The sequence below is a fragment of the Paenibacillus sp. FSL H8-0548 genome (genome assembly GCF_038630985.1).
GTDB lineage: Bacteria > Bacillota > Bacilli > Paenibacillales > Paenibacillaceae > Pristimantibacillus.
Genome location: NZ_CP152049.1, coordinates 618549 through 634267 on the forward strand (window position 1 = coordinate 618549; position 15719 = coordinate 634267).

At 45.2% G+C, this 15719-nt stretch carries 16 protein-coding genes; 12 read left to right on the top strand and 4 right to left on the bottom strand.

Annotated features, from left to right (window positions below):
• Positions 1 to 48 precede the first annotated feature (48 nt).
• Positions 49 to 273, bottom strand: a complete 225-nt coding sequence (gene tlp / locus MHI37_RS02720) for a small acid-soluble spore protein Tlp (protein ID WP_076338701.1) — start codon at positions 271 to 273, stop codon at positions 49 to 51.
• A gap of 89 nt (positions 274 to 362) precedes the next feature.
• On the opposite strand from tlp, the gene MHI37_RS02725 reads away from it, so the two are divergent.
• The 5 genes from MHI37_RS02725 to MHI37_RS02745 all read left to right on the top strand — a co-directional run bounded on the left by MHI37_RS02725 (position 363) and on the right by MHI37_RS02745 (position 8998).
• Positions 363 to 530 carry a hypothetical protein gene (locus MHI37_RS02725; RefSeq protein ID WP_179090286.1) on the top strand — a complete coding sequence of 56 codons (168 nt, stop codon included), beginning with the start codon at positions 363 to 365 and terminating at the stop codon, positions 528 to 530.
• 519 nt (positions 531 to 1049) lie between these two features.
• The gene (locus tag MHI37_RS02730; protein WP_076338702.1) at positions 1050 to 2867 is read left to right on the top strand and encodes a discoidin domain-containing protein; all 1818 of its coding nucleotides are present in this window, start codon (positions 1050 to 1052) and stop codon (positions 2865 to 2867) included.
• An 850-nt stretch (positions 2868 to 3717) separates the two neighbouring features.
• Positions 3718 to 4086: an RCC1 domain-containing protein gene (locus MHI37_RS02735; protein WP_076338703.1), complete on the top strand. Its 369-nt coding sequence runs from the start codon at positions 3718 to 3720 to the stop codon at positions 4084 to 4086.
• Positions 4059 to 5030 (top strand): S-layer homology domain-containing protein, encoded by a 972-nt coding sequence (locus MHI37_RS02740; protein ID WP_076338704.1) that lies wholly within the window; start codon positions 4059 to 4061, stop codon positions 5028 to 5030. The genes MHI37_RS02735 and MHI37_RS02740 overlap by 28 nt, the downstream gene beginning before the upstream one ends.
• Positions 5031 to 5776: 746 nt before the next feature.
• The gene (locus tag MHI37_RS02745) at positions 5777 to 8998 is read left to right on the top strand and encodes a X2-like carbohydrate binding domain-containing protein (RefSeq protein WP_342556529.1); all 3222 of its coding nucleotides are present in this window, start codon (positions 5777 to 5779) and stop codon (positions 8996 to 8998) included.
• Positions 8999 to 9361: 363 nt separating this feature from the next.
• Here MHI37_RS02745 and MHI37_RS02750 read toward each other — a convergent pair whose 3' ends face one another.
• The 3 genes from MHI37_RS02750 to MHI37_RS02760 are packed head-to-tail and all read right to left on the bottom strand — an operon-like array spanning position 9362 to position 10744.
• A complete protein-coding gene (locus MHI37_RS02750; protein ID WP_076340137.1) occupies positions 9362 to 10054 on the bottom strand; it encodes a DUF4386 domain-containing protein in 693 nt (230 codons plus the stop codon).
• A gap of 2 nt (positions 10055 to 10056) precedes the next feature.
• The gene (locus MHI37_RS02755) at positions 10057 to 10296 is read right to left on the bottom strand and encodes a helix-turn-helix transcriptional regulator (protein ID WP_076340138.1); all 240 of its coding nucleotides are present in this window, start codon (positions 10294 to 10296) and stop codon (positions 10057 to 10059) included.
• A gap of 1 nt (position 10297) precedes the next feature.
• Positions 10298 to 10744, bottom strand: coding sequence for a hypothetical protein (locus MHI37_RS02760; RefSeq protein WP_076340139.1), 447 nt, complete (start codon positions 10742 to 10744; stop codon positions 10298 to 10300).
• Between the two features lie 182 nt (positions 10745 to 10926).
• Here MHI37_RS02760 and MHI37_RS02765 point away from each other — a divergent pair, with 182 nt between their 5' ends.
• The 7 genes from MHI37_RS02765 to MHI37_RS02795 all read left to right on the top strand — a co-directional run bounded on the left by MHI37_RS02765 (position 10927) and on the right by MHI37_RS02795 (position 15584).
• The gene (locus MHI37_RS02765) at positions 10927 to 11772 is read left to right on the top strand and encodes a sulfurtransferase (protein ID WP_076340140.1); all 846 of its coding nucleotides are present in this window, start codon (positions 10927 to 10929) and stop codon (positions 11770 to 11772) included.
• Positions 11773 to 12086: 314 nt separating this feature from the next.
• Positions 12087 to 12584 (top strand): SDR family NAD(P)-dependent oxidoreductase, encoded by a 498-nt coding sequence (locus tag MHI37_RS02770; protein ID WP_076340141.1) that lies wholly within the window; start codon positions 12087 to 12089, stop codon positions 12582 to 12584.
• A 104-nt stretch (positions 12585 to 12688) separates the two neighbouring features.
• Positions 12689 to 12967 carry a type II toxin-antitoxin system Phd/YefM family antitoxin gene (locus tag MHI37_RS02775; protein WP_083676607.1) on the top strand — a complete coding sequence of 93 codons (279 nt, stop codon included), beginning with the start codon at positions 12689 to 12691 and terminating at the stop codon, positions 12965 to 12967.
• Positions 12945 to 13268, top strand: coding sequence for a type II toxin-antitoxin system RelE/ParE family toxin (locus MHI37_RS02780; protein WP_076340143.1), 324 nt, complete (start codon positions 12945 to 12947; stop codon positions 13266 to 13268). The genes MHI37_RS02775 and MHI37_RS02780 overlap by 23 nt, the downstream gene beginning before the upstream one ends.
• Before the next feature lie 565 nt (positions 13269 to 13833).
• Positions 13834 to 13941 carry a putative holin-like toxin gene (locus MHI37_RS02785; RefSeq protein WP_076340144.1) on the top strand — a complete coding sequence of 36 codons (108 nt, stop codon included), beginning with the start codon at positions 13834 to 13836 and terminating at the stop codon, positions 13939 to 13941.
• A gap of 84 nt (positions 13942 to 14025) precedes the next feature.
• Positions 14026 to 14709 carry a helix-turn-helix domain-containing protein gene (locus MHI37_RS02790; protein ID WP_342556530.1) on the top strand — a complete coding sequence of 228 codons (684 nt, stop codon included), beginning with the start codon at positions 14026 to 14028 and terminating at the stop codon, positions 14707 to 14709.
• A gap of 20 nt (positions 14710 to 14729) precedes the next feature.
• The gene (locus MHI37_RS02795; RefSeq protein ID WP_083676096.1) at positions 14730 to 15584 is read left to right on the top strand and encodes an IS3 family transposase; all 855 of its coding nucleotides are present in this window, start codon (positions 14730 to 14732) and stop codon (positions 15582 to 15584) included.
• Positions 15585 to 15719 lie beyond the last annotated feature (135 nt).

A 15719-nucleotide genomic window follows, 5' to 3' on the forward strand; every position in this document is an offset into this window, starting at 1 on the left:
GGATTCAGCCCCATTTGAATGTCTGGGACTGAATCGCCTGTTATTTATCTACTCTTGGGAAAAAGCTGATTCGTCTTTAATCTCCTCTTGAAAACCTTGTATACTTTCTCTGCGGCGTGCATTTTTTTCTTCGATTTGGTTACGTTCCTTACCGTTGATTTCGGATGAAAATTCGTTTAAGTAATTTTCAGCTTCTTTCATGTTTTCCTTTGTATTTTGGATGCTTTGCTCTAAATGCTCAACATTATCTGCCCGATTATCCGGTTTTGCCATTCATTTATCGCCTCCTGGTAATTGCGCTCCTTGGAGCACAAAAATTAGTTTAATCATTAACGGACAATTTTATGTAAGAATAAAGTTGCTTGTCTGAACATTTTGCAATTATTAGCTTTGTAGTTGAGCCTTGTGAGGGTCATATCGGATTTCAAAATGAGGCTGTCATTCAAGCGGATTTGAGAGGCAACAAAAATCTGGAAATTGGGATTTTTATATTCACACTTACGAGTCTGCTTTATCGGAAATTGTTTTAACATGCCATTGGCTGCGTCGTTTCTCCGAAATCTGCTCCTGCAATTCTCTCGTTAACCCATAGCTCTAGTTGTCCAAACAAGGACATGAAATAACTCTATTTGCTTAGGGATAATTATGCTAAAATGGTAATAGTTTTAAATAGATTCTTTGTGTAAGTATTATTTTCTAGTTTTAATTGTTCACGACTCCATTCATTGACTCCTTTTGACAATCCATCATTGCCTAAACATACGGTTCTAAATCTGTGATAACCAAGCATCATTTCGCGTTTTGTGAATAACATTATGATTGATGCAGCAGTCCGTATTCTTCTTTTGCGCTTCAGCCTCCACATGCCATGCCAGTTGAAGCGACTATACGCTGTTGTACAAGCGGAACTTTCAGGGCTGCTTATGAGGGCGAGCTCGCAGTATTGCAAGTATTAATTTTTAGGGCAGCAGAAAGGGGCACGAATGATGGAAAGGTCAAGACTTAGTCAGGGAAAGAAAAGGATTACAGCAAAGATAAGAGGTTATTTGATGGTGGTAGCTATCATCCTATCGTTAATGACAGCTGGGGTTCCTGCATATGCCGGACTCGATGATGGGGGCGCATCCGCCCAGAATGTCGTGAGTTATGAAACGAACGGTGGCTCAGTAATCCCTCCTCAATTTGTGAGTCCTGGAGGTAAAGTGTTTTTTCAGAGTATCCCGACGAAGGAGTGCTTCAACTTCGAAGGCTGGTATTACGACAGTGCGTTGACGCAACGATACAATGGCTCAGATGCAATCACTAAAAACCTAACGTTGTATGCGAAATGGGTGGCCTCGAGTACAAATGCACAATGTAGCACTGCTACATTGACCTCGACGATCGGTACGGTAAGTGCTGGCGGGACGGTGAATGAGACGATCACTGTCGGGAGTGGCATCAAGTTAGCTGCGCTGAAGGCAGCGATCACGCCGTCAGCGAATGCAACGTTCGAAATCTACAATGCAGACGGGATAACGAAAGCGACGACGCTAGAGACGGGCATGAAGATCATCGTCAGCCCGCAAGCTGGAACGAGTAAGGTGACGTATACGATAACGGTGAGTTCGCCGAATTTAGCATTAAATAGACCCGCATCGGCTGACAGCGCGTGCATCACCTCACAGAATGCGGCCAAAGCGGTCGACGGCAGCGTGATTAATGACAGCAAATGGTGCTCCATGTCTAGCAACCGTTGGCTGCAGATTGACCTCGGTTCCGTGAAGCAAGTGAGCCAATTTGTCATTAAGCACGCATCGGAAGGTGGTCAGTCCGCTTCTTATAACACGAAGGCTTATAACATCCAAGTTAGCAGCAATGGTACTAGTTGGAATACGGTGGTTAATGTCAAGAATAATACGAGTGGCGTTACGGTAGACAATATACCGGATACGCAGGCCCGATATATCAGGTTGAATGTCACGACACCTACGCAAACTTCAGATTCTGCGGCCAGAATATATGAGTTCGCGGTATTCAAGCAGCAAAATTTGGCATTGAATAAACCCGCGACGGTTGACAGCGTGTGTAAAGCCTCGCAGACCGCGGCCAAAGCTGTGGACGGCAGCGAAATCAATGATAGCAAATGGTGCTCCCTATCCAGCAACCGTTGGCTGCAGCTCGATCTTGGCTCCGTGAAGCAAGTGAACCAATTTATTATCAAGCATGCAGCAGAAGGCGGGGAGACGACCGCATATAACACGAAAGCTTATAATATCCAAGTCAGTAATAACGGCAAGGATTGGAGCACAGTAGTCAAAGTGACCAATAATACGAAAAGCCTGACGGTAGACGATATCACTCCAGTATCAGCAAGATATATTAAGCTGAACGTTACGACACCTACGCAAACCACAAACCTTGCTGCAAGAATCTTTGAGTTTCAGGTATTTGGACCCTCAAATTTGGCTCTAAATAAGCCTGCTACGGTTGACAGTACGTGCAACGCCTCGCAAACTGCGGTTAAAGCCGTGGACGGCACCGTCATCAATGATAGCAAATGGTGCTCTAAGTCCAGTAACCGTTGGCTGCAGATCGATCTCGGCTCCGTGAAGCAAGTGAACCAATTTGTCATAAAACACGCATCAGAAGGTGGAGAGACCGCCTCCTACAACACCAAAGCTTATAATATTCAGGTTAGCACTGATGGTGTGAAATGGAATAAAGTAGTAAATGCAACCAACAATACGGGCGGTATTTCAGTAGACAAAATTACTGTAGTATCGGTCAGATATATCAAGTTGAACGTTACGACGCCTACGCAAACCCAAAACGCTGCGGCAAGAATATATGATTTTGAGGTATATGGACCTCCGAATGAAGCTTGAAGATGTGTATATTAATGGAACAGTGATTGGGGGCAAGTATGACGAGATCCAAGTAGTGACTGGTAACGAAGAGTAGCTTCAAGAGGTATAGTATAAGTGATCCGGAGTACATCGTTCCTAAGGCGATGTACTTTTTTGCGTTCTGCTCGGAACATTGAAGTCAACGCCGAATTAGCGCTCGCCATAAGAACGTAATTTAATCCAAACTTCACCGGATTTGGATACTAATTTTTTAGATAGTCCACCTGTCTAAATCGATTAGCAGCCTTTTTTCTATATGATAACAATTCAAGAGTTATTTTTGACCAGTGCCACCGATTTTCTTGCTTCTTCATGTAGTTGGCAAACACAAAACGCCAAGGAATGATGAGAGGGAAAATCACGACCAACGAGGTATTATGACTGTTTCCATGGTTGCATCGTCCATTTGATAGGGGATCCCAATAGGGAGCGCGAAGAGGTGTAGCAAGAGTGTGTTCATCAATCCGTATAGTGAAATAAGTTGAAAATAATAGTTTGATTAGTTTTGTCACGTGACAAAATTGATGACAACGCTCACTACTGCTCATAGAGATAAAAAACTATAATCGACGTAAAACTTTAGAAGGAGAGATGAGTGTGCCGGGGATTAGGAATATATACAACAGGAAATTTGGAGTATTAGTTCTTGCAATTATGATGTTAACCAGTTTGTTGGGGCCAGTAATTCCTAAGGCAGAGGCTGCCTCAGGTTATACCCTTACGTATGATAGTAATGGTGCAAGCAGCGGAGACGTTTCGACTCCTGTCACAGTGCTTGAAGATCAGCAGGCGACGGTATCGAGTCAATCTGGGAATCCCTTGACCAGAAATGGCTATGTTTTTGCTGGTGGGTATTACCGCAATTGCAGCGGGTAACGATTATACGATTGCCTTGAAAAATGATGGCACTGCTTGGTCGTGGTATACGGACGACTCCACGGCCGAGCAGATCATTATGAGTGAAGGGCTGCTGACGGGCATTGTCAAGATCACCCAGGTTATGACCACAGCTTTGCGATTGGGCAGAACGGTACGTTGTGGGCCTTCGGACGGAATTATAACAGTGAGCTTGCGCTCCTTCCGAGACTTTCACTGCTCCAAGTACCTGCTTTCAAAGCCATTGAAGGGCCAGGAGATCCAACAGATGGAGGATCAACAGACGGAGGATCAATGGGATCGCAGGGGTCTGCGCCGGTAACGACAGCTAACGGTCAAATTACGATTCCAGTGGGCCGAGCAGGTGAAACGAAGCTGGGCGATGAAATCACGCTTTCCATTCCCGCAGGTTCTGCAGGACAAGAGCTTTCGATCACTATAGAGAAGCTTCTGAATACCGCGAACCTTGCGAACTATGATGAAATCTTCGCTAGTGCGGTGTTTGAATTGCTTAAGAATTTCACAGGCGACTTCAAGAAGCCTGTGAAACTTACAATCAAGTTCGATACCTCCCTGATCAAGGAGGGCCAGCACTCCTCGATCTTCTATTACGATGAAACGAACAAGATTTGGGTGGAGATTGGCGGGCAAGTAAATGGAAATATGATATCGGCAGAGGTGGACCATTTTACGAAGTTTACGGTATTGGCCGTTGATGACACGAAGACAGAGTCATCATTCTCCGATATCGCTGGGCATTGGGGAGAAGCGAATATTAAGCAGGCGGTACAGCAAGGTATCGTAAAAGGTTATCCAGAAGGTACGTTCCGACCGAACGCAACCGTAACACGTGCTGAATTTACGGTTATGTTGATGAATGCACTGAAGCTTGACGAGGAGGGCACGCCGCTGCGCTTTACCGATGAGCAGAAGATTGGAGCCTGGGCGAAGACGGCTATTGCTCAATCGGTAAAAGCCGGCATCACATCTGGCTACAATGACGGAAGCTTCCGTCCGAGTGCGAGCATTTCGCGTGCAGAGCTCGCGGTCATGGTTGCCAGAGCCTATGGTGCAGCTCTTCAGGCTACAGCTTCTACGGGTTTTGCAGATGATAGTGACATTCCTGTCTGGGCCAAATCGGCGATTGCCTTGGTCAAAGAATCAGGTATCGTCAGCGGTCAAGGCGGCAACCGCTTCGTGCCGAATGCGAACGCGACAAGAGCAGAAGCTGTTACGATTATTCTGAATCTGCTAAAAGCGAAATAAAGAAATGAGGCCATTCCGAGGGTAAGCTTTTACTCATTTGAAGACAGGTTCTATTATTGAAGAAGGCGGCGATAGGGAGTATATCCTTTCGCCGCCTTTTTACGTCTCATTTACATCATAGCAAGAGTGAGCCGCCACGCACAACAGACCACATCACACTCTTTTTAGTTTGAAAACACTTAGTTATAAGTAATACAAATAGATTAATTATTACAACTTCCATTGGTTCGCCTCTATATATTAATAGGGTATATATTATAGACGAGTCATCATTTAGTACGTTTATTGATAGAACTAAGCCATCTTTAAAAATAGTAAATAAAAATGTATTTGCCGAGTTTGAAGCGAATAAATTTGAAATTTTTAAAATAGTAAAGTATCATCTAAGAAAACTTCGCTCATATCCACCATGGTATAGCTATGTGCATGCATTGGTTTCTTTTAAAAATCAGGAAAAATCCCAAAATTCACCGATATAAGATGCCCTTTCAAAATTCGCCCTATAAATGTTAAGGTGAACCGTACCACAAATAGAGCGGAATATTTATAAGAGATGGGCCGTCCCAAAGGTCTGATCGGAATAAGACAAGTTTTCTCTTAGGAGAGAGATTGTCTTATTTTTTGTCTATGAGGAGAACGAAAGTATACCCGAGTTCGACTATATTTCTACTTTCGGATAATAGAATGCGCAAAGAGCATGAGGTAAAATTAGGAATTAAAGGTGATTAAAATAGGAGGAACTAGAAATGAAAATAAATAGTAATAGCTTGAATCCCCCCGTGGATCAGGGTAGCCAGCGATCCACGGGAGTGACATATGGAAAGGAACTTATTAGTCGGCTTTACAAAAGAATCGTGATAGGGATTGTGATTATGACGCTCCTCTCAGTGCCTCAATTAGCGTGGGCAGACATTAAATTGACGGATGTGGATACAGGGCAAAGTCCAATGGGAGTAGCGGTGAATCCAGTAACGAACAAAATCTATGTCACCAATACAATCTCACAAGATGTGACGGTCATTGACGGGGCGAACAACACGACGACGACGGTAGATATGAATAGGTTTACTCCTACAGCAGTAGAGGTGAATCCAGTAACGAACAAAATCTATGTCACTCTTCCAGGTGGAAATGCCGTGATTGTCATTGACGGAACGAACAACACAAGGGAAATAGTAGAAACGGGAAGGAGTCCAATAGCAGTTGCAGTGAATCAAAAAACAAACAAAATCTATATCGCCAACCAAAACACAAATAACGTGACCGTCATCGACGGAGCGGACAACAAGACAACGACGGTAGCTGCGGGTGTTTCTCCGTATGCAGTAGCGGTTAATCCTGAGACGAACAAAATCTATGTCGTCAATAATGGTTCAGATAACGTGACCGTCATTGACGGAGTGGACAACAAGACGGCGACGGTAGCTACGGGAGCTACTCCTAATGCAGTAGCGGTTAATCCTGAGACGAACAAAATCTATGTCGCAAATACGGGTTCAGATAACGTGACCGTCATAGATGGTGTGGACAACACAACGGCGACTGTAGCTACGGAAGATGGTCCTAAGAGAGTAACAGTAAATCCCGAAACGAATAAAATTTATGTCGTCAATTACTATTCATTCTCTGTGACCGTCATTGACGGCGTAAATAACACGACAACAATAGCAACGGGAGAATTTCCTCAAGCAGTAGCAGTGAATCCCATAACGAACAAAATTTATGTGGCCAATATATATTCAGATAACATAACTGTCATTGACGGCACGGACAACACGACGACGACGGTAGCAACGGGAGATTATCCTGAAGCAGTAGCGGTGAATCCCGAAACAAACAAAGTCTATGTCGTCAATTCTCGATCATCCAATGTGAGCGTCATTGGCGGCACGAATAATAGCAAGATCAGCCCTCTGACCGCAAGCTTCGATAAGAAAGTGTCCGCCCAAGCCGATGTGACGACTACGATGACGTTGTACGACAGCACATTGTCGAGCATTAAGAAGGGTGCAGCTACGCTGACAGAGGGAACAGACTATACAATCTCGGATAATATCGTAACGATAAAGAAGGAATACTTGTCCGCTCAAGCGGTGGGAAGCACGGAGTTAACGTTCACTTTCAGTAATGCGTCAACGAAGACGCTCACAATTAACGTGAACGACACAACATCACCGACACTAAGCACCACGAGTGCAAGCTTCGATAAGAAAGTGTCCGCCCAAGCCGATGTGACAACAACGATGACGTTGTACGACAGCACATTGTCGAGCATTAAGAAGGGTGCAGCTACGCTGGCAGAGGGAACTGACTATACAATCTCGGATAATATCGTAACGATAAAGAAGGAATACTTGTCCGCTCAAGCGGTGGGAAGCACGGAGTTAACGTTCACTTTCAGTAATGCGTCAACGAAGACGCTCACAATTAACGTGAACGACACAACATCACCGACACTAAGCACTACGAGTGCAGGCTTCGACAAGAAAGTGTCCGCCCAAGCCGATGTGACGACTACGATGACGTTGTACGACAGCACATTGTCGAGCATTAAGAAGGGTGCAGCTACGCTGACAGAGGGAACAGACTATACAATCTCGGATAATATCGTAACGATAAAGAAGGAATACTTGTCCGCTCAAGCGGTGGGAAGCACGGAGTTAACGTTCACTTTCAGTAATGCGTCAACGAAGACGCTCACAATTAACGTGAACGACACAACATCACCGACACTAAGCACCACGAGTGCAAGCTTCGACAAGGAAGCGTCCGCCCAAGCCGATGTGACAACAACGATGACGTTGTACAGCAGCACATTGTCGAGCATTAAGAATGATGCAGCTACGCTGACAGAGGGAACAGACTATACAATCTCGGATAATATCGCAACGATAAAGAAGGAATACTTGTCCGCTCAAGCGGTGGGAAGCACGGAATTAACGTTCACCTTCAGTAATGAGTCAACGAAGATACTCACGATTAGCGTGAGCGACACCACATCACCGACACTAAGCACCACGAGTGCAAGCTTCGATAAGAAAGTGTCCGCCCAAACCGAAGTGACGACGACGATGACGTTGTACAGCAGCGCATTGTCGAGCATTAAGAATGGTGCAGCTACGCTGACAGAGGGAACAGACTATACGATTTCGGATAACATCGTCACGATAAAGAAGGAATACTTGTCCGATCAAGCGGTCGGAAGCAAGGCGTTAACGTTTACCTTCGGCGATGCGTCTACGCAGACACTTGTGATTACGGTAAGTGATACAACACCGACACCGACACCGACACCAACACCAACACCAACACCAACACCAACACCAACAGTACCACCGATAACACCAACACCTACATCATTTTTCAACGAAAAAGTTAATATCGATGTTATCAATGCAATAGTAGAAAAAGCAAAGACTGCACCAGCAGTAACATTTACGGATGTACCTACGGGTGCTCCATATGCTAAAGCAATCGCGTTAGCTGCTAAGCTTGGGATCATTAAGGGAAATGCGGATGGCTCATTCCATGGCAATGCTACGATAACGAGAGCAGAATTTGCGACTATGTTAGTAAGAACGCTTGGATTAACGTCTGATAATGATTCTAGCTTCAAGGACATCAAAGGTCATTGGGCGGCAGATGCCATTGCAACGTTAAAAGCTAGTGGTATTATCAACGGTTACGTAGATGGAACATTCAAGCCGAATCAGAGCATCACAAGAGCAGAAATCGTGGCTATGCTGTCAAAAGTAATGGACATTACTTTAGTGAAAAATGATAAGTTCAAGGATGTTTCGGGCAACTGGGCAGAAGCTGAGATTGATACGTTATCCGATATGGGAATTGTAAAGGGTACAGCGGATGGTTCATTCAAACCGAATGCGAATGCTACGAGAATGGAGTCGTTAATTATGATTTTACGGATGTTGAACGTAAGTCTTGGTCATTCACTAGACGTAGAGTAGTAAATACTTATTACAAGTACGGTAGATACTTATATACAGTATCTACCGTATTTTTGTATGTGGACTTGATCTGGCAACTGGGGGAAGAGGAGCAGCAACAGGTGAGCCGGTGATCGGAGAGGGGGATATCAATAGACGAAGCCCCTTTATTAAGTTAATATTTGGAATTACAATATCAATCCAATTACAATCCAAATCGATTTGGGACGTTAAGCTAATGGAAACGATAGCTCAATAATAATCGGAGAAGGCTGCCGATCGACATCGATCAGCCCCCTCCGATATTAAGTCAACCAGTCGTTAAGAGTTTCACATCAATTTGGTTCAATCCATATATTATGGTTGACCATTCTATTGATTACATCAACGCAAGGGTGCAGCCGCAGACCGATTAAACCCTTTAACAATAAGCCATACCGCTAAAATCATCTCATTCGCCGCTACAGGAAGCGACAATAGCGCGCCCCAGACGGAAAGCTGAGGAAATACGCCGAACATTTCAAATAACGCCGCAATCAAAACGAGAGCTGCCCCCGTCATTCCCAAGATGGAGATAGAACGCGGTACGAGCTTGGATTGATAGAAGATATAACTGTAAAACATCGTATTTATCCCCAGCATGAAGTTAGGGCCAAGCAAGAATGTCCATTCGTGGATGGCATGCAATACAGTGCCCGAAGCTTGGAACGAGGCCACGTCCGGGGCGCCTGCCGCTACATATTCCTGGCTCAAGGTTAATAGGGACAACACGCTGATGATGCCGATGGTAATGACAACGGCTTCCAGAAACCGAAAGCAAACATGGCCGAGCGCGAGGCTTTCATTGTACCTACGCAAGAAGGGAAACATCATAATGGACGTACCAATCGCCGAAATGACAAGAATTAATTCCATCAGAGCACCCAGAATCACCTGGTTGGCGTGTGCAGCTCCGGTAATCAAGTAATCGGGATCATTGAGGATCGGGTTGTACAGCAGAAGTCCAATGATTGCTGAAGCCGCCGCAAGGAAAAACAAAACACCGATGACTTTCCCGGTTAAATGGTCTGCTTTCATTTTTAACCTCCATCTGTTTCTTTACTGGCATGTTCCCCGTAGAAAAATACCTCTTCCAATTGCAAGCCGAAGGCATGAGCGATGCGAAAAGCTAGCTCCAACGAGGGGGAGTAGTTGCCCTTTTCCAGCGCCACGATGGTTTGTCTGGTTACGCCCGCCTTGTCAGCCAATTGCTGCTGCGTCATTTCGTCATGGTTGAATCGTAATTTGCGGATGTGATTGCCGACAAGATTTTTACCCATCTTAGACTCCTCTCCGATAGTGATATAGTTTCGTCACGGAGCCGATGACATCAGAGATGAACCCCGAGACAATCAAAGTGACGAACATCACCTGTACAGGCTGTTCGATGACCAGCGATCCCATGGCAAGAAGAAAGCCGAGGATAAATACGAAGAAACCGTTTCGGTGCGCCTTCAATTCGATGTGTTTATCCAGTTCGTCCGCGAACGTCGGCTCCTTCTCTCCAGTCGTGATTCGAAAAATGATGTTGAAAACGATGCTGATTACGATATGCGCAAAGATGGAAACCAAAGTCAGGACGAGGACGAAGGAGCCCCAATAGCGAAAGGCTTCCGTCGACTCCAAACCTTCCCCGGGATACTGTACGTACTTGTACGCGCTAAAAGAAACGAAAATAAGAATGGCGCTGATGATTGATACGATGCTCTTCTTTTCTTGATAAGTCATGCCGCATACCTCCTATTGATAATCTCAAAGTTAAGTTTGATGTACATAATGTATGTTAAACTATTCATTATGTCAAGTTTGTTTTACAAATTAGGCTGAAGCTTCTAAAATGTCGATGTAACGCACGGCCTATTTCCGGTATAATAGAACGCATGAATAGAAGCAGGGAGGCGGAATATCGAATGAACAATATTGTTTCTCTAAAGTGGTTGCTGGCGCGCATGTACGAGCCGGACATTGTCATCGTCGATTGTCGGTTCTTGATGGGCAAGCCGGATGCGGGCCGCGAATTATACGAGGTATCACATATTCCCGGAGCCGTGTATTTGGATCTGGAGAAGGATCTATCCGCACCGATCGAAGAGCATGGCGGACGCCATCCGCTACCGGATATTTTTGATTTGACTGTCACGCTGAGCCGCGTAGGCATAAGCAACGAGACGCGGGTTATCGCTTACGATGACCAAGGCGGCGCGATGGCTTCGCGTCTGTGGTGGCTGCTGAAGTATTTGGGTCATGAGCAGGTGTTTGTGCTGGATGAGGGCTATACGACATGGGTGAATACGGGATTCCCGGTATCGTCGGAGCAGAGGGTGCTTATCCCAGCGAAGTTCCTGGCGAATGTCCAGCACACGATGCTGGTGGAGATGGGCGAAGTGAAGGAACTGATCGGAGACGAACGCGTGACGCTGATCGACTCACGCGAAGCGCCTCGTTATCGCGGCGAAGTCGAGCCGCTGGACAAGGTGGCCGGCCACATTCCCGGAGCGATCAACCGCTTCTGGAAGGACGGCCTCGCGGAGTCCGGTGCATGGAAGGATGCTACCTCCCAAGCCGAGCGATTCGCCGACCTGAATCGCGACGGCGAGCTCATCGTCTACTGCGGCTCCGGCGTGACTGCGACGCCGAATGTCATCGCGCTGCAGGAAGCGGGCTTTAACAAGGTAAGACTTTATGCAGGGAGTTGGAGTGATTGGATTTCGTACAGTGAGAATCCGGTTGCGGTGGGGGATGAGGAGAAGGCTTAAACTGCATAGTAATACGTTGATAATCGGTTTTGGCGCGCTTATTTTGTAGCGCTGCTGACGCTGGTTGTTGCCATCATTGCTGTGATTAATCAACAAAAGTAGGCCGCCCCCCTTGCAAGGAATGCGGTCTATTTCTGTAATGTAGATTTCGTTTCCGAAGCCGATCGCCTTTGAAGCGGTCTAATATGTTGTTGGAGTCGTGTTGTCTCACGGCTCCTTCTTTAGTTTTATTATAACTTCCTCTGTTTATACATGTAACCTGGAGATTGTGAATGCGTTGCTCCAAAATAACAGGATGAAAAGAGGCATTGTCATTGAAAGCGTTTATTGTTACAGGATCATCTCGCGGTTTGGGTCTGGAGATTTGCAAACAACTGATCAATCGCAATCATTTAATTATTTGCATAGCCAGGAACAACAATGATTCTTTACTCCAACTTGCCGGGTTAGAGTCGATTACATTAATTAATAATGGCGCTCAAGTGACTCCACTTGGTCCTGTAGATAGCTTCACGGCTGAAGAAACCGCAAGAAATGTACACGTCAACTTGTTGGCTCCGATCATACTGGCCCAGTCATTATTGCAACAGACGGAACAGTGGGATACTCATGGGGTAATAGTGAACATCTCTTCGGGTTCAGCTAAACAACCGGCAGCGGGGATGATTGACACAGATATGCAAGCTGTGGCGCGTAGCCAAGAACGGCTGCCCATCGCCTCCTTTTTCAGGGAAGCAAAAGAAAACGGTGCATTAAAGCCGGCCCGGGATGTTGCGAAAAAAATTGTGAAAAGAGTTTTGACTTCTAAGTGAAGTAGATCGAATAAGAATACATTCCGATGTCTCGGTGGCAAATGATATGAATATAATGATATAATTTAGTTAGAATAATGTCATTTAAGAAGGGGCTGTACAACGTGCATATTAAGCCATCAACGACAATTAGACAGGACTACAATGGGTTTTCAAAGCTTTGTCATGAACTTGATGAACCCGTAATTCTGACACGCAACGGGGAAGCAGATTTGGTTGTGATGAGTCATGAGACATACCGGCGAATGGAAGCTCGCATAAAACTGCAATCCAAGCTTTTGGTCGCAGAAAAGCAGATTTCCGAAGGAATGCATTTGCTTGATCATGACCAAGTCATGGCAAGGATGCGGAGGAAGATCGATGCAGCCCAAGAAAAGAATTAGTTATTCTCCGGCAGCAGTCGATGATATGGATGAAATTTTTTCGTATATCACTAAGGAGAATGCTTTTGCGGCAGAAAGTATGCTGAGAAAATTGGATGAATCCATTTCAAAATTAGTTGATTTTCCCAATATGGGTTCTGTGCTGTCCGATGATGATTATTCACTTTTACAACGTGGCTATCGGTTCATTGTGGTTAGTCCCTACTTAGTTTTTTACCGGATCGTAGATGATTCGATCATTATATATCGTATTTTGCATGGGCGCAGGGACTATCTTCGGGAATTGTTTGGTGTATTTTAACGAATTGGTTATTGTTAAGCAATATCGCACGGCCTAAAGCTGATGCTGACCTCAACTAAATTCCGGCTTTACGCCGGAAGCTGGAGTGATTGGATTTCTTATGAAGAGAATCCGGTTGCGGTGGGGGACGAAGAAAGGCGTAATCGGCATAGTAGTGTGTGACTCGGAGTACATCGCTTATGTGGCGATGTACTTCATTGCGTTGTGTTTAGGATTGTCGAAGTCAACAAGGAGTCAACACTCATTCTCTGAAAATACTTGCAGGAAGCCACGTGCCGAGCGGACGCCCGCATGGAGTCGATACACCTCTGAGGCACAAAGAAGGCCGGTAGTCCCCGTGCTCAAAGCGGCTACCGGCCATTGTTATTGAAGAGTTCTTCTTACCGAAATTAACAACAAGAAGCCTCTCAAAGATCAATCAACATCGGTTCAACAATACCTTTAAAATAAGCCACACTAGCAGAACTTTCTCACTCAATGCTTACAAATTATGCTAGAATAAGACAAACACATAGAACGGCTTGCAAGGGTGGTCGGCTACCTCTCGACGAAGGGAGGGATGCCCATGGAGGTTAAAGACGCTATGACGTTAATGATCGGTTTTGGTGCGCTTATTGTAGCACTGCTGACACTGGTTGTTGCCATCATTGCATTGATTAACCAACAAAAATAGACCGCCCCGTTGTGATATGCTCCCATCGTAGTAGACAGTAGAAAAAACAAAACTTCTACTTCTACCATGATAGGAGTTTTTGCTTTGTCAAAAAGGAGTGCAATTTCATTAGATGTAAAACTACAGGTTGTAAAAAGATGCCTTAAACAGGATTCAAATCCTCATCATGAAGCAAAGCAACTGGGGATCGACGATATGACTGTTGTGGATTGGATAAGGAAATACAAAGCAGATGGTTATGAAGGGTTAAAGGAATCCAAAGCTTGGAAAACGTACTCACATGAGCTCAAGCAGACCGCGGTTCGTGACGTTCTATCCGGAAAGTACTCCATCCGAGAAGCGACAAACCAGCATCACATTTCAAGTAAAAGTGTTTTGACGAACTGGATTTCCAAGTATACTTGTGGGAAAGAAATTAAACCTACTCGTAAAGGAACGGTTCACATGAATAAAGGACGTAAAACCACTTTTGAAGAGCGTATTGAAATTGTGCAGTATACCCTTGCCAATCAGTTGGATTATCAGAAATCGATGAAGAAGTACGATGTTTCCTACCAACAGGTGTACGCATGGGTTCGTAAATATCATTCAGGCGGCGAGGAGGTTCTTAGGGACCGTCGTGGGCGCAGTAGACCTGAGGAAGAACTGGATGAGGCTGAACGTCTTAAACTCCGAATCAAAGAGCTAGAAGCGCGTAACGAGTATTTAGAAATGGAGAACGCCTTCGAAAAAAAGTTGGCAGAGATCCGGCGAAAACGTACACGCTAACCCTCGTTCGACACGTAGACTTGTATCAAGCGATTCAAGAACTGCACACGGAAAAGGGCTACGCGATACTAGCGTTATGCAAGCTCGCTAACGTCGCCAGATCTGCCTATTATAAATGGTTAAAATGGACGCCGTCCAATCGAGAACTTGAGCGGCTTTCACTAGCAAAAGAAGTGAAGCTTCGCTATGACAAGCGAAAAGGGATACTGGGTTATCGCCAAATGCGTCTCCAATTAAACCGTAAACTGAAAAAGACTTACAACAAAAAGCGTTACTACGGGATTATGAGAGCTCTCGGATTAAAAGCAGTGATTCGGAGGAAGCGTCCAAGCTACGTGAGAGCCACGGAAACACATGTTGCCGAAAACGTCATGAACCGTGACTTTCAAGCCGCTGCTCCGAACCTAAAGTGGTGTACAGATGTCACCGAGCTGAAGTATGGGAACGGTCGAAAGTCCTATTTGAGCGCCATGATTGATGTGCACGATAACTCCGTCGTTTCGTGGGTGCTCAGCCACTCCAACAACAACAAATTGGTCATGGACACGATAAAGAAGGCATATAGGGGAAAACGTGGAATCACGCCACTTCTGCATAGTGACAGAGGTTTCCAATATACCTCGCATGAATATAATCGCTTGAAGGTGAAATACGGTTTCACAACAAGCATGTCTCGTGTGAGTCGCTGCCTGGATAACCAGCCGATCGAGCGATTTTGGGGCACATTCAAGGCAGAAAGCTTTTATTTGAAGAAATACGATACCTACGATGAAGTTCTTGAAGATGTGAGGAACTATATTCGATACTACAACAACTACCGATATACGGAGCGACTTAACGGCTTGTCTCCCCACGAGTATCGCCGAGCTGCTTAATAAAAATAATCCCCCAGTTCTCTGTACTTGAACTGAGGGATAGGTCTAATCGTTTTTTGTTTTTTTCTACTGTCTACTTGACAGGGAGCACTTCAGTTGCAAGGAGTACGGTCTATTTCTGTAATGTAGATTTCG

What these genes read in the sequence shown, in the direction of transcription:
- MHI37_RS02740 (WP_076338704.1), top strand. Translation starts at nt 4,059, where the DNA reads ATGGGATCGCAGGGGTCTGCGCCGGTAACGACAGCTAACGGTCAAATT.
- MHI37_RS02735 (WP_076338703.1), top strand. Translation starts at nt 3,718, where the DNA reads ATGGCTATGTTTTTGCTGGTGGGTATTACCGCAATTGCAGCGGGTAAC.
- MHI37_RS02750 (WP_076340137.1), bottom strand. Translation starts at nt 10,054, where the DNA reads ATGAAAGCAGACCATTTAACCGGGAAAGTCATCGGTGTTTTGTTTTTC.
- tlp (WP_076338701.1), bottom strand. Translation starts at nt 273, where the DNA reads ATGGCAAAACCGGATAATCGGGCAGATAATGTTGAGCATTTAGAGCAA.
- MHI37_RS02780 (WP_076340143.1), top strand. Translation starts at nt 12,945, where the DNA reads ATGCAGCCCAAGAAAAGAATTAGTTATTCTCCGGCAGCAGTCGATGAT.
- MHI37_RS02785 (WP_076340144.1), top strand. Translation starts at nt 13,834, where the DNA reads ATGGAGGTTAAAGACGCTATGACGTTAATGATCGGTTTTGGTGCGCTT.
- MHI37_RS02745 (WP_342556529.1), top strand. Translation starts at nt 5,777, where the DNA reads ATGAAAATAAATAGTAATAGCTTGAATCCCCCCGTGGATCAGGGTAGC.
- MHI37_RS02760 (WP_076340139.1), bottom strand. Translation starts at nt 10,744, where the DNA reads ATGACTTATCAAGAAAAGAAGAGCATCGTATCAATCATCAGCGCCATT.
- MHI37_RS02765 (WP_076340140.1), top strand. Translation starts at nt 10,927, where the DNA reads ATGAACAATATTGTTTCTCTAAAGTGGTTGCTGGCGCGCATGTACGAG.
- MHI37_RS02730 (WP_076338702.1), top strand. Translation starts at nt 1,050, where the DNA reads ATGGTGGTAGCTATCATCCTATCGTTAATGACAGCTGGGGTTCCTGCA.
- MHI37_RS02755 (WP_076340138.1), bottom strand. Translation starts at nt 10,296, where the DNA reads ATGGGTAAAAATCTTGTCGGCAATCACATCCGCAAATTACGATTCAAC.